General features: G+C 29.5%; 22 protein-coding genes and 2 pseudogenes. 19 read left to right on the forward strand and 5 right to left on the reverse strand.

The features are described from left to right. A pseudogene (locus tag HMPREF9131_RS03785) lies at positions 1 to 380 on the reverse strand (hypothetical protein); the annotation flags it as partial. Between the two features lie 165 nt (positions 381 to 545). Between HMPREF9131_RS03785 and hpf the strand changes: the two are divergent. Further along, complete coding sequence (hpf, locus tag HMPREF9131_RS03790) at positions 546 to 1,076, forward strand: ribosome hibernation-promoting factor, HPF/YfiA family (protein ID WP_009345580.1); 531 nt, start codon at positions 546 to 548, stop codon at positions 1,074 to 1,076. 91 nt (positions 1,077 to 1,167) lie between these two features. Beyond that, a complete protein-coding gene (locus HMPREF9131_RS03795; RefSeq protein WP_009345622.1) occupies positions 1,168 to 2,046 on the forward strand; it encodes a DMT family transporter in 879 nt (292 codons plus the stop codon). A gap of 39 nt (positions 2,047 to 2,085) precedes the next feature. Here HMPREF9131_RS03795 and HMPREF9131_RS03800 read toward each other — a convergent pair whose 3' ends face one another. Next, positions 2,086 to 2,682: a DUF4230 domain-containing protein gene (locus HMPREF9131_RS03800; protein WP_009345508.1), complete on the reverse strand. Its 597-nt coding sequence runs from the start codon at positions 2,680 to 2,682 to the stop codon at positions 2,086 to 2,088. Between the two features lie 10 nt (positions 2,683 to 2,692). Next, on the reverse strand, positions 2,693 to 3,064 hold the full coding sequence (locus tag HMPREF9131_RS03805) for a zinc ribbon domain-containing protein (protein WP_009345585.1): 372 nt from the start codon (positions 3,062 to 3,064) through the stop codon (positions 2,693 to 2,695). A 127-nt stretch (positions 3,065 to 3,191) separates the two neighbouring features. Between HMPREF9131_RS03805 and HMPREF9131_RS03810 the strand changes: the two genes are divergently transcribed. Then, entirely contained in the window at positions 3,192 to 4,511 is a 1,320-nt protein-coding gene (locus HMPREF9131_RS03810) for a hemolysin family protein (protein WP_009345616.1), read from the forward strand. A 131-nt stretch (positions 4,512 to 4,642) separates the two neighbouring features. On the opposite strand, the gene HMPREF9131_RS03815 is transcribed toward HMPREF9131_RS03810, so the two are convergent. Continuing rightward, a complete protein-coding gene (locus HMPREF9131_RS03815) occupies positions 4,643 to 5,524 on the reverse strand; it encodes a YitT family protein (RefSeq protein WP_009345486.1) in 882 nt (293 codons plus the stop codon). 307 nt (positions 5,525 to 5,831) lie between these two features. Here HMPREF9131_RS03815 and HMPREF9131_RS03820 point away from each other — a divergent pair, with 307 nt between their 5' ends. The 11 genes and pseudogenes from HMPREF9131_RS03820 (at position 5,832) to HMPREF9131_RS03870 (ending at position 15,527) form a co-directional block, all read left to right on the forward strand. After that, positions 5,832 to 7,097 (forward strand): Glu/Leu/Phe/Val dehydrogenase, encoded by a 1,266-nt coding sequence (locus HMPREF9131_RS03820; RefSeq protein ID WP_009345600.1) that lies wholly within the window; start codon positions 5,832 to 5,834, stop codon positions 7,095 to 7,097. A gap of 267 nt (positions 7,098 to 7,364) precedes the next feature. Further along, positions 7,365 to 7,535, forward strand: coding sequence for a hypothetical protein (locus HMPREF9131_RS08465; RefSeq protein WP_009345494.1), 171 nt, complete (start codon positions 7,365 to 7,367; stop codon positions 7,533 to 7,535). A gap of 307 nt (positions 7,536 to 7,842) precedes the next feature. After that, positions 7,843 to 8,181, forward strand: coding sequence for an SdpI family protein (locus tag HMPREF9131_RS03830; protein WP_009345627.1), 339 nt, complete (start codon positions 7,843 to 7,845; stop codon positions 8,179 to 8,181). 632 nt (positions 8,182 to 8,813) lie between these two features. Then, on the forward strand, positions 8,814 to 9,431 hold the full coding sequence (locus tag HMPREF9131_RS03835; protein WP_009345552.1) for an ATP-binding protein: 618 nt from the start codon (positions 8,814 to 8,816) through the stop codon (positions 9,429 to 9,431). 92 nt (positions 9,432 to 9,523) lie between these two features. Next, a pseudogene (locus HMPREF9131_RS03840) lies at positions 9,524 to 11,366 on the forward strand (DUF4368 domain-containing protein). Between the two features lie 142 nt (positions 11,367 to 11,508). Then, positions 11,509 to 11,784 carry an autorepressor SdpR family transcription factor gene (locus HMPREF9131_RS03845; RefSeq protein ID WP_004825167.1) on the forward strand — a complete coding sequence of 92 codons (276 nt, stop codon included), beginning with the start codon at positions 11,509 to 11,511 and terminating at the stop codon, positions 11,782 to 11,784. Then, entirely contained in the window at positions 11,774 to 12,358 is a 585-nt protein-coding gene (locus tag HMPREF9131_RS03850) for an SdpI family protein (RefSeq protein WP_009345530.1), read from the forward strand. The genes HMPREF9131_RS03845 and HMPREF9131_RS03850 overlap by 11 nt, the downstream gene beginning before the upstream one ends. After that, entirely contained in the window at positions 12,355 to 12,663 is a 309-nt protein-coding gene (locus HMPREF9131_RS03855) for a DUF1648 domain-containing protein (protein ID WP_009345621.1), read from the forward strand. The genes HMPREF9131_RS03850 and HMPREF9131_RS03855 overlap by 4 nt, the downstream gene beginning before the upstream one ends. 66 nt (positions 12,664 to 12,729) lie before the next feature. After that, positions 12,730 to 13,440, forward strand: coding sequence for an ABC transporter ATP-binding protein (locus HMPREF9131_RS03860; RefSeq protein WP_009345518.1), 711 nt, complete (start codon positions 12,730 to 12,732; stop codon positions 13,438 to 13,440). Continuing rightward, on the forward strand, positions 13,437 to 14,984 hold the full coding sequence (locus tag HMPREF9131_RS03865) for a hypothetical protein (protein ID WP_009345505.1): 1,548 nt from the start codon (positions 13,437 to 13,439) through the stop codon (positions 14,982 to 14,984). The genes HMPREF9131_RS03860 and HMPREF9131_RS03865 overlap by 4 nt, the downstream gene beginning before the upstream one ends. A 129-nt stretch (positions 14,985 to 15,113) precedes the next feature. After that, positions 15,114 to 15,527, forward strand: a complete 414-nt coding sequence (locus tag HMPREF9131_RS03870; protein WP_009345599.1) for a DUF5301 domain-containing protein — start codon at positions 15,114 to 15,116, stop codon at positions 15,525 to 15,527. Between the two features lie 257 nt (positions 15,528 to 15,784). On the opposite strand, the gene HMPREF9131_RS03875 is transcribed toward HMPREF9131_RS03870, so the two are convergent. After that, positions 15,785 to 16,114, reverse strand: coding sequence for an Abi family protein (locus tag HMPREF9131_RS03875; protein WP_009345610.1), 330 nt, complete (start codon positions 16,112 to 16,114; stop codon positions 15,785 to 15,787). A 243-nt stretch (positions 16,115 to 16,357) separates the two neighbouring features. On the opposite strand from HMPREF9131_RS03875, the gene HMPREF9131_RS03880 reads away from it, so the two are divergent. The 5 genes from HMPREF9131_RS03880 to HMPREF9131_RS03900 are packed head-to-tail and all read left to right on the forward strand — an operon-like array spanning position 16,358 to position 20,353. After that, positions 16,358 to 16,681, forward strand: a complete 324-nt coding sequence (locus HMPREF9131_RS03880; RefSeq protein WP_009345629.1) for a hypothetical protein — start codon at positions 16,358 to 16,360, stop codon at positions 16,679 to 16,681. Then, positions 16,674 to 17,675 (forward strand): V-type ATPase subunit, encoded by a 1,002-nt coding sequence (locus HMPREF9131_RS03885; protein ID WP_009345496.1) that lies wholly within the window; start codon positions 16,674 to 16,676, stop codon positions 17,673 to 17,675. Before HMPREF9131_RS03880 ends, HMPREF9131_RS03885 begins: the two co-directional genes overlap by 8 nt. A 4-nt stretch (positions 17,676 to 17,679) precedes the next feature. After that, entirely contained in the window at positions 17,680 to 19,614 is a 1,935-nt protein-coding gene (locus HMPREF9131_RS03890) for a V-type ATP synthase subunit I (RefSeq protein WP_009345593.1), read from the forward strand. A gap of 11 nt (positions 19,615 to 19,625) precedes the next feature. Next, positions 19,626 to 20,048 (forward strand): ATP synthase subunit C, encoded by a 423-nt coding sequence (locus HMPREF9131_RS03895; protein ID WP_009345532.1) that lies wholly within the window; start codon positions 19,626 to 19,628, stop codon positions 20,046 to 20,048. Then, complete coding sequence (locus HMPREF9131_RS03900) at positions 20,048 to 20,353, forward strand: V-type ATP synthase subunit F (protein ID WP_004825552.1); 306 nt, start codon at positions 20,048 to 20,050, stop codon at positions 20,351 to 20,353. The genes HMPREF9131_RS03895 and HMPREF9131_RS03900 overlap by 1 nt, the downstream gene beginning before the upstream one ends. Positions 20,354 to 20,360 lie beyond the last annotated feature (7 nt).

Genomic DNA, 20,360 nt, shown 5'->3' on the forward strand with positions numbered 1-20,360 from the left:
TAGGCTTTTATCTTTATATTTAAAATCAGATCTCTTAAATAAATATATGAACCTTCAATTTCTTCTACTGTGAAAATTGAAGAGTATGATGAAAAAATAAAATCAAAATATTCATCTAGGTTAAATTCACTAAAGCCATCTATATAATCATCTCCTATATTATTGGTGATGTAGTCTTTGCTAAAGGTTAAATTGCTTTTAGTATCAAATAGTATCCAGCCTGCAAAAGCGCTTTTATTCATAAAAGGAAATATATCGGATTCTTCCTTTTCTTCGTTTAAAATGTCAGGATAAGTGGAATCATTAAAATTAATATTATTCTTTGCTTTTTCAAGGATTAATGAAGTTGTTAAACTAAATATATCTAATTTATTAATCATATTTCACCTTTTTGTAAAATAAGCTTTTAAGCTAAATTTGTTATAAATTCTTTCATGCTTGATTATACCAATAATAATGTCAAAAGTATATTAAAAGAAATTTTAGGATTAAATTTTTAAATTTGGGTATAATCTTTATAAGAACATTGTAAAGGAGTGCATTATATGTTACTAGAATTAGTTGGAAAAAATATTGATTTAAAAGAAGGTTTAAAGGACCAAGCACAAAAAAAGTTTTCCAAATTGGACAAATATTTTGCTGAAGAAGTTCAAGCTAGGGCTGTTTTTTCTAAACAAAAGAATGGTCAAAAAGTTGAAGTAACAATATTTTTGCCCGGTACAATTTTAAGAGCCGAAGAAACATCACAAGATATGTTTGTTTCAATTGACAAAACTGTAGACAAGCTCGAAAGACAGGTTAGAAAGTATAAGACAAGACTTAAAAAAAGATATCAAAATAATGAAACAATAAGGTTTGATAATTTTGACAAGGAACCGGCGCAAAAAGAAGAAGATAAAGATATCAAAAAAAGAAAAACATTTACTCTAAGACCTATGCATGAAGATGAGGCTATACTTCAAATGGAGTTGTTAAATCATAATTTCTTCATTTTCAAGAATGCAGAAAATGATAAAATTGAAGTTTCCTACAAGAGAAGTGATGGGGATTACGGTATTATTGAGGTAGATGGTTAATATTAAATTAGAGGTGCTTAGGCACCTTTTTTTAATGGAAAAAATTTTTAAATAGTAGTATCATTGTTTATGTGATTTACTGGGAGGCTTTATGAAAAATAAACTTGGTTATCTATATGCTATTAGTTCAGCTATTATTTATGGAATAATGCCAATATTTACAAAATCTTTAATAAATTTCGGGATAAATCCCATAACATCATCTTTTTATAGAATGTTTTTGTGGCTTTTGCCTATCTTTATTTATTGTAAATTTATTATAAAGATTGATTTATCTTTAAAAAAGAAAGATTTAATAGAAGTTTTTTTGGCAGGAGCTCTTTTTGGCGGGACATCTATAACCCTATTTTCATCATATAAATATTTAGGTGCAGGTTGTGCAGAATCTATTCACTTTATTTATCCTTGCATAATTTTTATTATTATGTCTTTTGTTTTTAAAAATAAGCCTAGTAAAGCTGAAATTCTAGCACTTATTTTATCTTGTATAGGTGTTTTAATGTTGGCAGATTTTTCTGATGTTCATGAGCTAAGCGGAGTAATTTATGCAGTTTTATCAGCTTTTTTCTTTGCTTTTTATTCTGTATCCATAGAAAAATCAAATATGCCAAATATGAATGTCATGAAAAGTTTATTCTATGTTAATTTTTTTGGAGCAATTGTCATAGGTCTTTATGCGCTTGTATTAAAAATTCCTATTAAATATGATTTTAGCCATGGACAATGGGGATTTTTACTTGTATATTCATTTTTCCTAACAATAGGTGCGACTCTTTTGTATCAATTGGCAATATTTAAAATTGGAGCTACAAAAACAGGAATTTTATCTACGGCTGAGCCCATAGTTTCATTAATTGCTGGATTTATAATTTTTAGTGAAGATATGGGGATAAATAAAATAATTGCAATAATTTTTATAGTTCTTGCAGCAATATATATTGTGAGAAGGCAAGATAAGGTAAATGAATAAAAAAAGAAAGTAATTGTTAATATTACTTTCTTTTTTAGATTATTTCATTGAAACTTTTATCTGATAAGCCCTTAACAGATCGTCAACATTTAAAATTTTTTCTATAGCTTTTTGCGTTTTTTCATCAGCTTCCTTTAACAAGCCTTTTTTTATCGCATCTTTTTCCACTACAGTCTTTTGGTCAGTAGAAAAATTTTTATAGTCTTCAATTTTAATGGGATTAAATATTGAATTTTTTTCATCAAAAACTTTAATGGATTTCTCATCAATTGTGTGGCTTAATATCTTTGATTTTGGAATTTTAATGTTTATTGTTTTGTCATGAATTTGTATGTCAAGATTTTCTAAATCAACTCCAGCACAAATAAAACCCTCATAAGCGACAATAAATTTTTTATCCGTAAAGGGGACTTTCCAACCATAAAAAGTAGACTGATTTGAAAATTGCCCCATATTTTTGTAATGGTATTTAACAGTTGTCAGCTCCTTTACACCTATTAATTTACTTGAAATTAGAGAAGAGGAAATCTCTGGTGTTAAATCACTTTTAGCTTCATTCATTCCAAAGAAAAAAGCTCCAATACCTACTGTTATTAATAAAATTAAAAGCGTTAATTTTCGTTTTATAAATTTCAAAATTTACCTCCTATAATTTCTGTCCACATTTTGGACAATATAAAAATTCTTTATCGGTTTTATAGTTGCAATTTTTACAAATTTTAAAATTACTATTTTGTTCATATTCAATTTCTATTAAGTCATCTTCGTTAATGATTACATCTATAGAATTTTCTATTTTTTGACCAAGACTTTTATCTAGACCATAAATTCTATCACAACAAGTTGTTTTAACAAAATATTTTTTATTGAATTTTAGAATGGTTATAAAAAATAAGCTCAGTTTAAAATAAGTCATAAATACTTGGTAGCGACCATAGGCGCCACAGGAGTGCACAAACAAATCTTCATCATAAGATAAATCATCTTTACCATTTGTTATTCCACAAATAAAAAACATTAAATCACCTCTAGATTTTTACCCATTTTATAAATCTATAATAATTTTTTTAAAATTATATTAAATTATAGCAAGAATATAAATTTATTGATATAATAAGCATATTATATCATTTGGAGGAATATAAATGGACGAGGGCGCTGCCCTTTGGGCAAAGCTAATATTAATTGTTTTTTTAACTATGGTGAATGCTTTTTTTGCATCTGCAGAAATGGCAATGGTTTCAGCTAATAAAAATAAAATAAAGGAACTAGCTGAAAAAGGAAATAAAAGAGCTAAAACTCTATTAGAAATCTTAAAAAATTCTACAAGATTTTTGTCTACAATTCAAGTCGCTATAACCTTAGCGGGATTTTTCTCATCTGGTTCAGCAGCTACTTCAATATCAAGAGTTTTTGGTGATTATTTAAGGGAAATAAATATCCCTTACGGAACAACCATTTCTTTTATAGTAGTAACTTTAATTTTGTCATATATCTCACTTGTTTTTGGTGAACTTGTACCAAAAAGAATTGCTCTTTATAATGCTGAAAATGTTGCATTAAGAGGTGTTTATGCTGTAAAAATCACATCAATAATTTTTGCACCCTTTGTAAAACTCTTATCTATTTCAACAGTTTTAGTTTTAAAACTTTTGGGCAAGTATTCAGAAGATGTTGAAGAACAAATTTCTGAAGAAGAATTAAAATCCTATATAAAAGTATCTCAAGAACAGGGGGTTATCAACTCTACTGGTGAAGATATGATAATAAATATTATGGATTTTGATGACAAGATGGCTTACGAAATAATGACACCAAGGACAGCTATATTTATGGTGGATTATGATGAATTTAGCGTGGATTCAATTTCTGAAATATTGGCAACAGGGTATTCAAGGATGCCTGTATATAGAGAAAATGCAGACAATATTATAGGGATTATTAATATAAAAGATTTATTTATAGAGTATGAAAAAAATAATTATCAAAATTTCAACTTAGATAAATGTTTAAAAACGCCATACTTTGTTCCTGAAACTAAAAAAATTGATAGGCTACTCAAAGAACTTCAAACAAGCAAGAATTATGTAGCTATATTAATAGATGAATATGGTGGTTTTTCAGGTATGGTTACAGTTGAAGATATAGTTGAAGAAATTGTTGGGGAAATTGAGGATGAATATGACAGGAATACTCCCAGTATGGAAAAAATTGGTCCCAACGAATACATGGTTGACGGCTATATGACTATAGAAGATATAAATGAAGAGCTAGATACTAAACTATTTTCAGAAAATCATGAAACTATATCTGGTCTTATAATAGAAAAATTAGGATATATACCTGAAGAAAATGAAAAGAAAAAATTACAGGTTAAGACTAATGGTGTAATGCTTACAGTCCTTGCAATAAAAGATAAAAGAATTGTTAAGGCTGCTTTAAAAATTTTAGATAATAAAAAATAAAATAAAGGGTGATGCAAAAAATTCTTTGCATCATCCTTATTTACTATATAAAAGTATTCGATTATAGGAAAATATAAAATATATTCCCAAGAGATTTATATTTATAAAAGCCTTTTTAAAATATCTTTTCTTTAAAAATTAATGGACTTGAATCCCTTTCCCATAATTTCAGATGTATCGGAAATTGCCATAAAGGCTTTAGGGTCAATTTCATGAACAATATTTCTAACAGTAACTAGCTGATGGGAGGAGCAAATAATATAAACAAGATACACATCTTTTCCTAAATATGCAGTCTGCCCCTTTAAGAAAGTTGCACCTCTGTGGACTTTTTTATGAACCTCTTTGGCTATTTCATCGTGATAATCTGAAATAATAAATATCTGTTTTTGTCTGCCAACACCCATTTGAATCATGTCAATAACCTGATATGAAATAAATAATAAGATAAGTGTGTACATGGCTTTGTCCGCTCCATGATAAATGCCTGAAAGAGAAATTATACATAAGTTAATAGCCATAAGGACATTTCCAAGCTGAATATTAAAATACTTTTTAAAAATTGCTGCTATAATATCAAGACCACCTGTGCTTGTTCCAAATAAAAACATAAGTCCACCACCTACTCCATTAATTAAACCACCAAATATGGCAGCAAGTAGTGGATCATGGGTTAAAGCTAGGCCATGGAAAACTTTTTCTAATACTGACACTATGAAAGAAATAATTAAAACGCTTATAGCTGAGAAAAATGTAAAATCTTTCTTTAAAAAAAACATGGATAGTAAAAATGTTGGAAAGTTTAGCAGTAAAATTAAAATAGAGAGATTAGTATTTGTAATTTGATTAATAAGAACAGCTAAACCTGTAAGCCCACCACTTATTAGAGCATTGGGTCTAATAAAAAATAGTATGGCACACGCAATTAGGAAATTACCAATAATAAGAATGAAAAATTTCTTAAAAAAATCTCTGTTGAAAATCTCATTTATAGAAGATTTAAAAAAATTCATTTTTACCCCCAAAGTTAAAATACTTAAATGTATTGTAACATATTTCATAAAAATCAAGAAAAAAATTAAATATATATTTGTATAAATTTTATAAGAAATTCAAGCAATTCTTTATTGCAATAATCAGTTTTTACGAAATAACTTTACGCGAGGGAAGAGATTTTAAAAATCGCAAAATAATGTCAAGAAAACGTTAAAAAACGTAAAAAAAGTTGGCGAACTTGAAAAGAAAATTTCCCTATGATATAATCCAATTGTATGGAATTGTTAATACAATACATAACAGAGATAAGGAGAGTGTATAAAAATGACAGATAATTTAAATCCATTGTTATCAGCTCAAGCAAAGGTTAAAAATGCTTGCGATAAACTTGGAGAAGATCCAGCAGTTTATGAACTTTTAAAAGAACCACAAAGAGTTATAGAAATTAAGATTCCAGTAAAAATGGATGACGGAAGCCTTAAGACTTTCAAAGGTTGGAGAGCTGCTCACAATTCAGCAGTAGGTCCAGCTAAGGGTGGAGTTCGTTTCCATCAAAACGTAAACGCAGACGAAGTTAAAGCTCTTTCTCTTTGGATGACTTTTAAAGGTGGAGCACTTGGTCTTCCATATGGTGGAGGAAAAGGTGGAATTTGTGTAGATCCATCTGAACTTTCTGAAAGAGAACTAGAACAACTTTCTAGAGGTTATATCAGAGGACTTTATAGATACTTAGGCGACAGAATTGATATTCCAGCACCAGACGTTAATACTAACGGACAAATCATGTCTTGGATGATGGACGAATATATCAAAGTAAATGGCGACAAGATGGATCTTGGATGTATCACAGGTAAGCCAGTAGAATTTGGTGGTTCTCAAGGAAGAAACGAAGCAACTGGATTTGGTGTTTCTATAGTAGTTAGAGAATCTGCTAAGAGATACGGCATCGAAATGAAAGGTGCAAGAGTAGCTGTTCAAGGTTTCGGTAACGTAGGTACTTTCACAGTTAAAAACATTGCTAGACAAGGTGCAAAAGTTGTAGCACTTGCTGAATGGGATAAATCAAAAGGAAACTTCGCTCTTTATAACGAAGACGGAATTAACTATGAAGAATTATTTGCTTACAAAAATGAACACCACACAGTATTAGGATTCCCAGGAGCAAAAGAAATTTCTGCTGATGAATTCTGGACTGGAAAATATGATGTTTTAGTACCAGCAGCTCTTGAAAATGTAATCACTTATGATGTTGCTAAAAAACTTAATGTAAAATTAGTTTGTGAAGCAGCTAATGGACCTACAACTCCAGAAGGAGATAAGGGACTTGCAGAAGTTAATATTCCACTAGTACCAGATATCTTAACTAACTCTGGTGGAGTTCTTGTTTCTTACTATGAATGGGTTCAAAATCAATATGGATATTATTGGACTGAAAAAGAAGTTGAAGAAAAACAAGAAGCTGACATGATGAAAGCTATCAATGGAGTATTTGGTATAGCTGATGAATACAAAGTAACTCCAAGAGAAGCTGTTTATATGTATGGTGTTAAATCACTAGCTAAAGCTATGAAATTAAGAGGATGGTATTAATTCCTATTAATTTGAATTTTTAGAGACCGTTTAGGCGGTCTCTTTTTTTATGTTCTAAAAGTTATATATTTTTACTAACAAATTTTTTATGAAATAAACAAGGGCAAAAGTGAAATTGACAATAATTATATAAAATAATATTATTATAACAAATTTCCAATATATAGATTTATTTTTGGGATATGTCCTATGAAATCCATAGAAAAATTTTAAATAAGAAAATAGGATAGATTTTATAGATTTTTTTAAGGGAGAGGAGAAATAAAAATGGGAAAAAAGAACCTGTGGTTAGTAATAACAATTTTAGCATTTATTGCACTTATAGCTTCAATATATATGTCCTATAAAACTGGGAAAACTGAATATGCATGGATCATCGGTTCAATGCTTTTTGGTATAGGAAGTGGAGATAAGTATAAAAAGTTAAAAAATAAATAAAAGAAGTCAAATTTATCTGACTATTAAAAATTACTGGGACTAACAAAAGATGGATATAAATGTGTTTAACCCAGGATAAAAGAGAAGTAAAATTTAAACAGCTCTAGAGATAGGGATGTTTTTTAGTTAGTTGACGGTATCCTATTAAAAGACATATTCAAACATACGAAGCTTTTGAGAAATATAAATTTTTATTCATACTGGCAACTATAGCCATATGGAGAGTGTAGTACTGATGTCAAAAATAAGATTATAGGTTATAATAGTGTTGAAAGTAGTAGCTTTTAGGATTTTTAGAGGGTTTTGTATGAATTTTGAAAAAATTGTAATTAGTTTATTACCTATAGCAGGATTGTTTTTGTCTTTCTTTTATAAGTATAAAGCAAATGGAAATATCAGTAAGTATAGTGGATTTAGAACAGCATTAAGTATGAAATCAAAAGAAAACTGGAATTATGCCCATAAGTATGCAGCTAAACTTTTTCGCATATATACTATATTTTTTATATTACTAAATATTATAATAATATTTAGTAATAGTCTAACTAATACAACTATGACAATCATAGTTGTATTGCAAATGCTATTCTACTTCATCATTTTATATAAAGTTAATAATGCTTTGGCGAAAAAAGAAAATAGTTAGAATCTATAAGAATTAAAAAAAGATAAAGTTGTGTATATTGAAAATGAAAAAATAAATCGGTAATACAAGGTGACGACATTGAGTCTAGGGGTGTAGGATTAATTCTTATAATTTTAGCTGCTAATGCAATTGTTGTATGAACACAAATGTAAATACAATTATTAATGCTAATGTAATAGTGAAGGTAGCGGTGGATTCAATTACAAATTAACGAATATAAAAGATTATAGTTTATGATGAAAATCTTAAAGTAATATTTAAATCTTCAGTTTAAGTTGAAATAGAAAATTGACAAGAATAAAAACTAAATATTCAATCAAACCAACAGAACCCGACATACCTCTTAAAGCGGTGTAGATCGGGTATTTTGATTGCAAAAAAGCCCCGCCATGTATGGTAAGGGCTTCTTCATTAGGAATTATATCATAAAGATTTAAATATAGAATAGTTACCAAATACTTGAATAAAAACTGGACAAATACTTGAATGGAAGGGCTAAACACTAATTTAAAAACATGTCCCATATGGAATTATTTCTAAATAGATTTGAATTATATGACCTTACACTTTACAATATACTTAGATTAAGTTCCAAAACGGAAATAATTCTAAATAGGAAGAGGTGTAGGCGTATGGAAATAAAACGTGATTATTATTTAGATAAATTAATACGAAAAAAAGACAATGGGTTCATTAAGATTATTACAGGAATAAGAAGAAGTGGCAAATCTTATTTGCTTAATAATCTATTTTATAATTATTTGACCCAAAGTGGAGCTGATGAAAACCATATTATAAAATTTGCCTTTGATTCGGCTAGGGATTTATTAAAAATTGGCGAAAATTTAATGAATTTAGATCTACTAAGTGGTGAAAGATTAGTAGATCCTAAAAAGTTTTTAGACTATATTATGAGCCAAACGAATGACAGCGAAAAATTTTATATCCTCTTAGATGAAGTTCAATTGCTTAAATCTTTTGAGCAAGTCTTAAATGGATTTTTGCGTCAAAATAATTTTGATGTTTATGTTACTGGGAGTAATTCTAAATTCTTATCTAAAGATGTCATTACTGAATTTGCAGGTAGGGGTGATGAGATCCATATTATGCCCCTTGTATTTTCTGAATTTCTTCAAACTTATGATGGCGACAAAGAAGATGCTTTTGCTGAATATCAAGTTTACGGCGGTTTACCCGCTGGAGCTTTAATGAAAATAGATGAAGATAAGATGAATTATCTAAAGGAGTAATAGAATTAAGGAGAACACTTAATCACTGTTTTAGTGATATATGTACTTCTTAATTCTTTTTTATTTAAGAAATTAAGAGGAAGGAGGAAAAAGTGAGGAATTTTGAAAAGATAACAGCACTCTATGAGAGATTAAGTCGAGATGATGAACTAGAAGGAGAAAGTAACTCAATCGTTAATCAAAAGAAAATCCTTGAAGAATATGCAAGTAAGAATAATTTAACCAACATCATCCATTTTACAGATGACGGAATAAGCGGAACACAGTTTGACAGACCAGGCTTTATGGAAATGATGAATGGAGTAAATACTGGAAAAAATCGGTTGTATCATCGTAAAGGATATGAGTAGACTCGGCAGAGATTATCTCAAAGTCGGTCAATGTATGGAGATATTAAGACAAAAGGGCGTAAGACTGATTGCTATCAATGACAATGTAGACAGCTTTTACAGAGAAGATGATTTTACCCCTTTTAGAAATATTATGAATGAATGGTATGCAAGAGATACTTCAAGAAAAATACAATCTACATTTAGATCAAAAGGAGAAAGCGGAAAGCATACGGCAAGCACTCCACCTTATGGCTATATCAAAGATGAAAAAGACAAAGATAAGTGGGTTGTAGATGAAAAAGCAGCCGAGATAGTAAGACGAATATTTAACCTGACCATGCAAGGTAATGGTCCGTATCGAATAGCAAAAATATTGGAAGCCGACAAGATAGATATACCCGCTTATCATCAACAGAAATTGGGATATGGACTACATCAAAGCAAAAATTTTGAACATCCTTATCGTTGGTGCAGTTCTACCATTGCAAGTATCTTAAAGAAAAAAGAATACTTAGGTCATACAGTCAACTTCAAAACAAGAAAGCATTTCAAGGATAAGAAAAGTAAATATGTATCCGAAGATAACTGGCTGATATTTGAAAATACCCACGAAGCAATCATAGACCAAGAAACCTTTGATAATGTGCAAAGGATAAGAGGAAATGTAAAAAGGTATCCTGATGGTTGGGGTGAATATCACCCACTGACAGGACTAATGTATTGTGCTGATTGTGGTAGTAAGATGTATGTTCATAGGACAAATAATTACAAGAATATCCCTTATTACAATTGCAGTGCCTACACGAAAGTACCTTGTGGAACACTTTGTAAATCAGGACACCGAATAAAGGCGGAAGTGGTATTAAACCTTATTAGGGAAACACTGAAAGATATTAAAAAATACCTTGATGAAGATAACGAAGCCTTTATCCGTTCCATTCAAAATGAAATGGAAGAAAAGGAAAAAGTAGAGATAGAAAAGAAAAAGATAAGATTAACGGAAAGCCAAAATAGACTTCAGGAACTCGAACGATTGATGTGCAGAATTTACGAAGATATGATTCTGAATAAGATACCAAATAATCGCTATGAAATCCTAAATAACCAATATGAAACAGAGCAACTTACATTAAGCAAAGAGATTAAAGACTTAGAAATTGCAATATCAAGATGTGAAAAAGGAACAGACAGAGCAAGAAAATTCATATCTCTTATCAGTCGTTATGAAAACTTTGATGAACTCACAACCACAATGATAAATGAGTTTATAGAGAAGATTATCATTCATGAAAGGGATAGAAAAGGCAGTCAAACATCCAAGCAAAAAATAGAAATATATTTTAATTTTATCGGTAACTATGAACCGCCGAAAGAAGAACTGACCGAAGAAGAAAGACTAAAGATTGAGGAAGAAGAACAAAAAATCAATGAGAGAAAAGACAGGCTTCACCAAAATTATTTGAAGCGTAAAGCGAACGGAAAACAACAGGAATATGAGGAAAGGTATAAGGCAAGACGAGAGGAGAAAAAACAGGAAAAGCTAAAGGTTTTGAAAAGAGCAGGGATACCGGGAAAAGAATATGAGCGTATTAGCAATAGCTAATAGTGATCGAATAGTATGTAGGTAATTCGAAAAATTTCAAAATAGAATTGACATTGTTTGCGAAAGGTAGTACAATCTATTTAGAAATAAATCGAAATAGTTTTATGACGAGCATTAAAATAGATTAGAAGAGGTAAATTTAGTGGGATTTCCGAATACATTTAAAGCATTAGCAGATCCTGTGAGGCGTGATATTTTACTTTCCTTAAAGCAAAAATCACTTACAGCGGGAGAAATTGCTGAAAAATATGATTTATCTAACTCAACCATATCTTATCATTTATCCTTACTAAAAAAGGCAGAGTTGGTAACAGAGAGAAAGTACAAGAATTTCATATACTATGACATAAATATATCCGTATTTGAGGAAATGATAATTTGGTTATCACAGTTTCAAGGGGTGGAAAATGAAGAATAAAAAATGGTATGTGGTAATAATACTGCTTAGTTTTTCGGCAAGTATCTATCTATTAACTACTGGAAACCGAGAAATTGGTTTTTATAAGTTGTATATATTACCAATAATAGTTTCAGCATTTAGCATAGGCTTAGACATTATAGGTGGAAGACTTGCGAAAAAGGATAGGCTGCCACATAAATTAATATTGCCAATTGCAATGAGCGTTCCTGTGCTATTTGCCATATCACAATATGGGAAGTATATTCTTGATCAATCGAATGAAAACTATACTCAGGAAATAATGCATGTATTAGTAGCTTTAATTATTATCGCAGTTGGAAATTATTTGCCTAAAACAAAGCCAAGTCGGTTTATAGGTCTAAAATTTTTCTGGCTTTTAGATAAACCTGTACTATGGTTTAAAGTGCATAGGTTGGCAGGTTATTTGTGGATTTTATCTGGAGTTTTGATGCTCTCTTTTGGAGTTTCAAATAAATGGTTTTGGATAGTGGGTTATGCAACGCTGCTATATGTCATTCCGTTGATATATTCCATTGTGTTATTAAAAAAAAGAAAAGGAGGAGAAAAATGAAATCATCAAAGATTAAGCACCTGATTATCAGTAGTATTTTATGTTTAGCCACAGTTGGCATTTTCTTGGTATTTGGTAAAAATTTACCTGATGTAGTACCGGTACACTGGGATTCATCTGGAAATGTTAATGGTACGATTGCTAAAACTTATTTAACTTACGGAGCTCCATTTGCATATTTACTTATTAACTTTATTGCATTTGCGAAGTTTCAAGGAAGTGAAAAAGCAACATGGAAATACTATCTTGTACCATTAAGTGTAATAGCAATTAGTTTCTTGGTAATATTTTTAGCTTTGAGATAAGAACATAGTGCAGAGTAAAATAGCTCCAGACAGATTATTCTGCTGGGGCTATTTTTAGGAGGAATTATGCTGAAAATAAGTAATTTTTCGAAAACCTATAGTAATGGTTATGTTGCAATTGCTAACTTAAATTTAACAGTAGAAGCGGGTGATATATATGCTTTTATTGGCTCTAATGGTTCAGGTAAGACATCAACTATAAAGGCTATCGTGGGAATCCATGATTTTGATGGTGAAATCATTGTTAACGGTAAAAAAGTAAACAGAAAAAATGAAGTTTATAAAAAAGATATTGCTTATATACCGGATAATCCGGATGTATATGAAAACTTGACAGGATTTCAATATGCCAATTTTGTATCTGATTTATACGAGGTCGAAAAAAATATAAGAGAAGAAAAGTTAGAATATTTCTCAAACTTGTTTGAAATGAAATCCTTTCTAAACAATAGAATTTCATCCTATTCACATGGGATGAAACAAAAAATTGTAATTATCTCAGCATTGATTCATTCCCCTAAGTTATTAGTAATGGATGAGCCTTTTGTGGGATTAGATCCTAAATCATCATATTTACTAAAAGAAGAAATGAGAAAATTAGCGAGAAATGGTGGAGCAATTTTCTTTTCAACACATGTTTTAGAAGTTGCAGAAAAGTTGTGTAATAAGATTGCCATGATAGATAATGGACATTTGATTGTTGAGGGGGAAACAACAGAAATATTAAAAAATTCTGATGGATTAGAGCAATATTTTATGGAGATGATTAAAAAATGAAAAATACTATCATACTTGTAAAAAATCAAGTTATTAATCTCCTTAATATCGGAAACGAAGAGAGAAATAAAAAAGAAACATTGATATATACTTCATTAAGTTTATTTTCTGTATTTTTGTTGGTTTGTTTGTATAATTTTTTTTCAATAAAATCGATTATAGAAATGGGTTTATATAAGTATGCTGTATCATATGGGGTCTCCATATCATTTTTCTTTGTGGTTTTAGCAACGATTTTTAAAAGTAATTCTATTTTCTTTTATAACAAAGACTTTGAAATGCTTAGTTCTTTCCCGATAAAAAAATCTGAAATCATTGCAAGTAAGTTTTTTATACTATATTTAATAGATTTAATTATATGCGAAAGCATATTGTTACCGGATGTGATGTTATTAGTATTTAAACAATACATCTCAATTGAGCTATTTTTTATTTTTTTAGTAACAAGCATAATTATCCCTATCATCCCTATGTGTGTAGCTTCTGGTTTAGCGATTTTAATCGAGATGTTAGGTAGTTTATGTAAAAGAAAAAATATTGTGAATATCATATTATCATTCTTGCTTTTCATGGGATATTTTATAGCTATATCAATGAATCGTGGGGTGAAATATTCAGCGTTAGAAAAAATTATTGAGAATAAGCTTATAAAAATATTTCCTTTAGCAAAGTTATTTTATATAGGAGAAGGTTTATACATTGGACTTGCTATTTTCGTGTTAGCTTCAGCTGTAATATTCGGTTTGTATTGCACTTTGACGATGAAAAATTATGATAAAATACACCTGTTTCTAAATAGAAGTTTTCAAGGGAAAAGAGATGCTAACTTAACTATTAAGATAAAGACACCATTTAGAGCATTGTTTGAAAAAGAATTGAGACGGTATTTAGGCTCAAGCAGTTATGTAATAAATACTGCTTTGGGAATTATGGTTTTGTGTTTTGTATCGTGTGGATGTATTCTATTTGGAATTTCTAATATAGAAAATCTGTTTGGAATAAGCTCATTGGAATTAATCCTCACTCAATACGGATCATTGGTCATTGCTTCGTTTCTAATAATGTCTTGCACAACATCATCCTCTATATCGTTAGAAGGCAACAACCTATGGATATTGCAATCATCACCAGTGTCTATTGCAAAAGTTGTAAACAGCAAAATAGCAGTAAATATCTTAATACACTCTATAGGATATTTTTTCGCAGTTACAATGATTTTCTTGAAAGTTAAATTAAATGTGATTCAAATGATTTTGGTATTGGTTGTTCCGATATGTTACTCGTTATTTATTTCTGTAGTAGGACTGTATCTTAACATAAGATATATGAAATTAAAATGGAATGATGAGATAAGTGTAATAAAGCATAGTACAGCAGCCATACTAACCAATTTTATTGCAATATTTATGATTGCAGTTCCTGTTATAATGATGATTTTCTTGCATTTGTCATATCAAGTAACGATGCTTATAATATGCACCTTAATGCTAATTGTTTGTCAAAAATTATATAGAGTTACTCTATCTGTAAATTTGTGCAAGTGATGCGAAGAAAATACTCATGACTTAATAGTAAAACTAAATACAGAAATAATTCCAAGAGGACCTTTTACGCCAAAGTGTAGAATTGTACCGAGGGAGAATTACAATAAATAGAAAAAGGAGATGAAAACTATGAAAAAATATCTTGGAATGGCATTAGTTTTAATCACTATTTTGTCATTAACTGCATGTGGTAGTAATAAAAAAATAAATCTACCAAAAGCCGAAGAAATAAAAGAAATTGAAATTATGAAAAATACTTCAGAAGATCGTTTGAAAATTGAGAATCAAGATGAAATTGCAGTCATCATTGCAGACATTGAGGGAAACACCAATGATACCGGTAGGGAAAGTGTTAACGACCAGCCCACAAATATTAATGATTATCTTATCTTTAAATTCCATCACAAAAATGCAGTAGATAGTCCAAGCATAGCGTATTTATATAAAGACAAAAACATTAGCTATATTGAACAGCCATATTCAGGTATTTGGAAATTAAGAGAAGAAATATTTGATAAAATCAGTGGTAACATGATTAAATAATGATAATCAACAAAGCCATGCTTATCGAGCTTTGCAAGTTATGAGTTTCTATTAGATGAAATCCGTAAAACGTCTGCTAATACCTTAGAGTAGGAAAAGAGCTTTTCATCTATACTAAAATTAGCTGAAAAAATAGGAAAATCGAAATGAATATGATGAAGTCGTTTAATAAATTGAAGATAATCGTGAGCAAATAAAAAATAAGTAGCTAAGTTAATAACCACTTATTATGAAATCCTGAAATTGCAAATATGTCATCAATTGAGATACTGGTAACTTTCTTTATATCTCTCACCAAAAGCTCTAGCAATTTTATTTTGAAGAGATTCATCTAGGTAATTATAAAAATAAGATATATTTCCAAAAGTAAGGAAATTTATAAGAACCAAAAGAGGAATAATGTCATGCTTTTTTATATAATGCTTAATAGATTTCTTACCATTTGAATTTTCATTTTCTCTACTTATGGCATTAGATGATGTTCCTATATTTTTCAAAACATAATTTAGTTGATGCTTTGATGTAGAATAATTTTCAATTTTTAAGTAAGGATATAGTCCATCTCTGTGTAAGTCTGAAAATGACAAGCACAGGATTTTTTTAGAAGTTTCTCAAAACGGGGCATAGAAGAAAAAAATCACAATTTTATAAATACTGACAGCTCAAGCCAGCTTGAGCTTATTTTTAATCATTTATTTGAGGCTTTTAATCCCTAAATTTCAACTGTTTAACCGCCATAAAAAAAATTTTTCAAAACCTATTGATTAATTAAATAAAAAGAATATAATCATATTATTGGCGTAATTTTATTTTAAAGGAAGGGGAGAAGTTTGAAAGAGAGCATAGATAGTATAATTGCCATAGACAATAAGACTAAGGAAATGGTTAACAAAACCAACAAAGAAATCTTTGATCTCAGAGAAGATTTACAAAAAAGGATTATTGATATGGAAAATAAAACTCTTGAACAAGCAAAGGACCTTGCAAAGAGTAAATATAATGAAATCACAAAATCATTTGAAGATAAAGCTTCCTTAATTCTAAGCGAGAACAGAAAGAAGCTTAAAAAAGTTGAAGATGATTACAACAAGGAAGAAAACCATTTAATTGATAAGGCTTTAAAAATTATCTTAGATGAGGATGATTATGAGTAATTTTGTAGCTATTAATGCAAAAATTGATGCTATGTATTCTAAACTTTTAAGCCCTGAGGACTTTGAACCTTTAATTTCAACAAATTCTTTTAAGGATACTGTTGAATTTTTAAAATCGAAGGAACTTTTTAAAGACTTAAATTTTGGAATGAATACTAATGAAGCTGAAAGTGCTTTAGATACGTTTTTGTATGAGCAACTTAAAAGACTTATTTCTTATTTAAGTGGTCCTTATAGGGATTTTCTTAATGAATATATTAGAGTAAAGGAATATAATGACCTTAAGAAAGCTCTTAGATTTCTTGTAAGAGATAGAAATAAGGAAACTTATGAATTTTCGTTAAATGGTAAGACTTTTGATATTGCCGATATGGATTTAAAAACTTTTGTTGAGAAGTGTAAAAATTCTATTTATTATAGAACTTTAAGAACCTACATTGATGAACCAAGTGATCAAATATTGTTCTATATGGAAATGAACCTTGATAAATTGTATTATACAAGGATTATTGAATGCGTAAAAGCCTTTTCCAAAGAAAACAAAGAAGAGTTTACAGAAATTTTTGGCAGAAAAATAGATATAGCAAATATTATTTGGATTTATAGAGGTTCTGTAAATTACAAATTGTTAGATGAAGAACTGATAAATTTTATAATATTTGGTGGCAAATACTTAAATTTCCAAACTTTAAGGGAATTATCGCATCTCGATAATATTAAGGGTTTTAAATCTATTCTTAGTAAGACACCTTATGATTTTTTATTTAATGAGAATGGAGAAACTATAGCAAATGTTTCTGTTAGCGCCAATAGGCTTTGCTATGACTTTGCGTGCAAAGAATTCAGAAAAACTCACAGTAATTTTGGTCATTTATTGAGTTTTATAGTAGTTTTTGAGGCCCAACTTAGGGATATTAAAATCTTTATGGAAGCCCAAAGACTTGATATTGGCAAAGGTAAAGTTAGTGATTACCTTGTAAATGTAAGGAAGTGAAATTATGGCAGTTGAAAAAATGAGAATGATGAATGCCATGGCACCTTTAGATGATATGGATAATATAATCTTGGATATTCTAAAGGTAAAATCGGCTAAATTTGTTTCTTCTCAAGCACAACTAGATGAAAATAATTTTGTATTCAGTCTTGAAGATGAAAGAAATCTTGAAAGGAATATAGAATTAAACTATATAACAACCTTTAAAAGTAATATTAAAAATCAAGAAACTGTAAAAAGAGCCAGAGAAATTATGGAATTTTTGCAAATTGATAAAATTGATGAAGAATTTCTAGATAAAATTGATTTATCTATTGATTTTGAAAAGTTTTATCAAATAATGCGAGAAAAAATGGTTAAATCTACAGAAACTCGTGAAAAGTTAAAGGCTGTTGAAAGTATAGAGGAAAATTATAAATTATTTAAAAATGTTAATTTAGATCTTTCTGAAATCTCCAACATGGAATATTTTACAGTTAGATTCGGGATTTTAGATAAAGATGGAAGGTTAAGGCTAAAAAAATCTTATGATACTATTGTTGCTATGATTTTCCATACAGCAACTATTGACAACAATGAAATCTATCTTGCTATTTATCCTAATGATATGCAAAGCGAAATGGATAGGGTTCTAAAGTCATTAAACTGGAGGGACATTGACCTTTCTGTAAATGAAAAGGGAACAGCTAAAGAAATTCTTCTTAATTTAAAGAAAACTGAAACAGATTTAAAGAAGGAACTTTTTGATATTGAATCTTTTAAGAAAGATTTGTATACAAATAAGAGGGATAAATTGATGGTTACTCTTGCTTCAATGCTTGTTTATGAAAAGATTGAAGAGGTTAAAAAGTATTTAACAAAGAGTAAAAAGTACTTTTATATGTCCTGCTGGGTTGGGGTTTCTGATATAGATAAACTGGCTAATATATTATATGCTTATGATGATGTAAGTGTAGCTTTTATTGAGCCGGAAGACAGTGTAAATCCACCTACTAAATTAAAAAACTTAAATTTTTTTAAACCCTTTGAACTTTTAATAAATATGTACGGAACTCCTAATTATCGTGAAATTGACCCAACACCTTTCTTAGCGATTACTTATATGATACTCTTTGGAGCTATGTTTGGGGACTTAGGTCAAGGGGCTGTGTTTTTTATAGGAGGAATTCTTTTAGCAAGAAAAAGCAAAAACTTCGGAGAACTTTTGATGAGAATGGGTCTTTCATCATGTATATTCGGTATTTTATACGGTTCAGTTTTTGGAAGAGAAGATATATTAAAGGGTTTATGGTTTAAACCTTTTGATAATATAAATAAAACTCTTGTTATTGCCATTTATTTTGGTATAGGTCTTTTATTTATATCTTATATATTGGGAATTGTTAATAGGCTTCTTAGAAAGGAAACTTTTGATGCCATATTTGACAAGGAAGGATTTATGGGTGTCATAATATTCTTTGCTATGATTAATATAGGTATGAATGTTATGGGAGCCCAAGGATTAATTAATAATGGTGTTTCCTTAGCTTTGATAATATTAGCTCTTGTGCTTATGATTTTAAAGAGGGCTATAAAATCTGCGGTAACTAAAGAAATACCTGAAATTTCTGCTGGAGATTACTATATAGAAGGAGCGTTTGGACTTCTTGAAGCACTTTTATCTACAATGAGTGGAATTATTTCTTTCATAAGGGTTGGTGCTTTTGCTATTAACCACGTTGGTTTATTCTTAGCTTTTCAAACTTTAGCTCAAATGATAGGTAAATTCCCAGGAAATTTATTAATTTTGATATTAGGTAATATTGTTATAATATGCCTTGAAGGTCTTATTGTATTTATCCAATCTCTAAGACTTGAATATTATGAAATGTTTAGTAAATATTATAAGGGTGATGGATATGAATTCAACCCAGATTATGTAAATTTAAAAGAAAATTAAAGGAGAGTATTATGGAAAAATTAATGATTTTATCAATTTTAGCCTTAGTTGCTATATTCGCAAGCACAGGTTATGTAATTCTTTCTAAACAAAAGAAGTCACAAAAATTTATTAGAGCTTTTATCAGACTTAACTTGATTATTTTTGTACCAGTAATTGTATTTGGAGTTATTACTTTAGTTCCAGAAATTACTAGGGCAGCAACAAATGCACCTCAACAAGGTAGCGGTTTAGGATTTTTAGCAGCAGGACTTTCAACAGGACTTGCTTCAATTGGTGCTGGTCTTGCAGTATCACAAGTAGGTGCCGCAGCAATTGGTGCTATTTCTGAAGACTCATCAATTTTAGGTAAGACTATGATTTACCTTGGACTAGCTGAAGGTATTGCAATTTACGGACTTATTATTTCTATAATGATTTTAGGTAGACTATAATGAAATCTATACTTCTATCTGACAGCAAAGATATAATAACAGGTCTTAGGTTGGCTGGAGTCAAAGGAGTATATTGCAAGGATAAAGAGGACCTTAAGAAGAATTTATATGCAGCTACTCATGATAATAATATTGGAATAATTATTTTAACAAGAGGAGTTGAAGATAAAATCCAAGATGAGCTAATAAAAGTTAAAGAACAAAAAATGCCTCTTGTAGTTACAATTCCGGATTTGAAGAAGGGATTGGAAAAAGATTTTATTCTTAAATATATTAAGGACTCCATAGGAATTAAAATAAGTTGATGAGGTT

This window comes from Peptoniphilus sp. oral taxon 836 str. F0141 (assembly GCF_000179335.1).
In the GTDB taxonomy this organism is placed as follows: Bacteria; Bacillota; Clostridia; order Tissierellales; family Peptoniphilaceae; genus Peptoniphilus_A; species Peptoniphilus_A lacrimalis.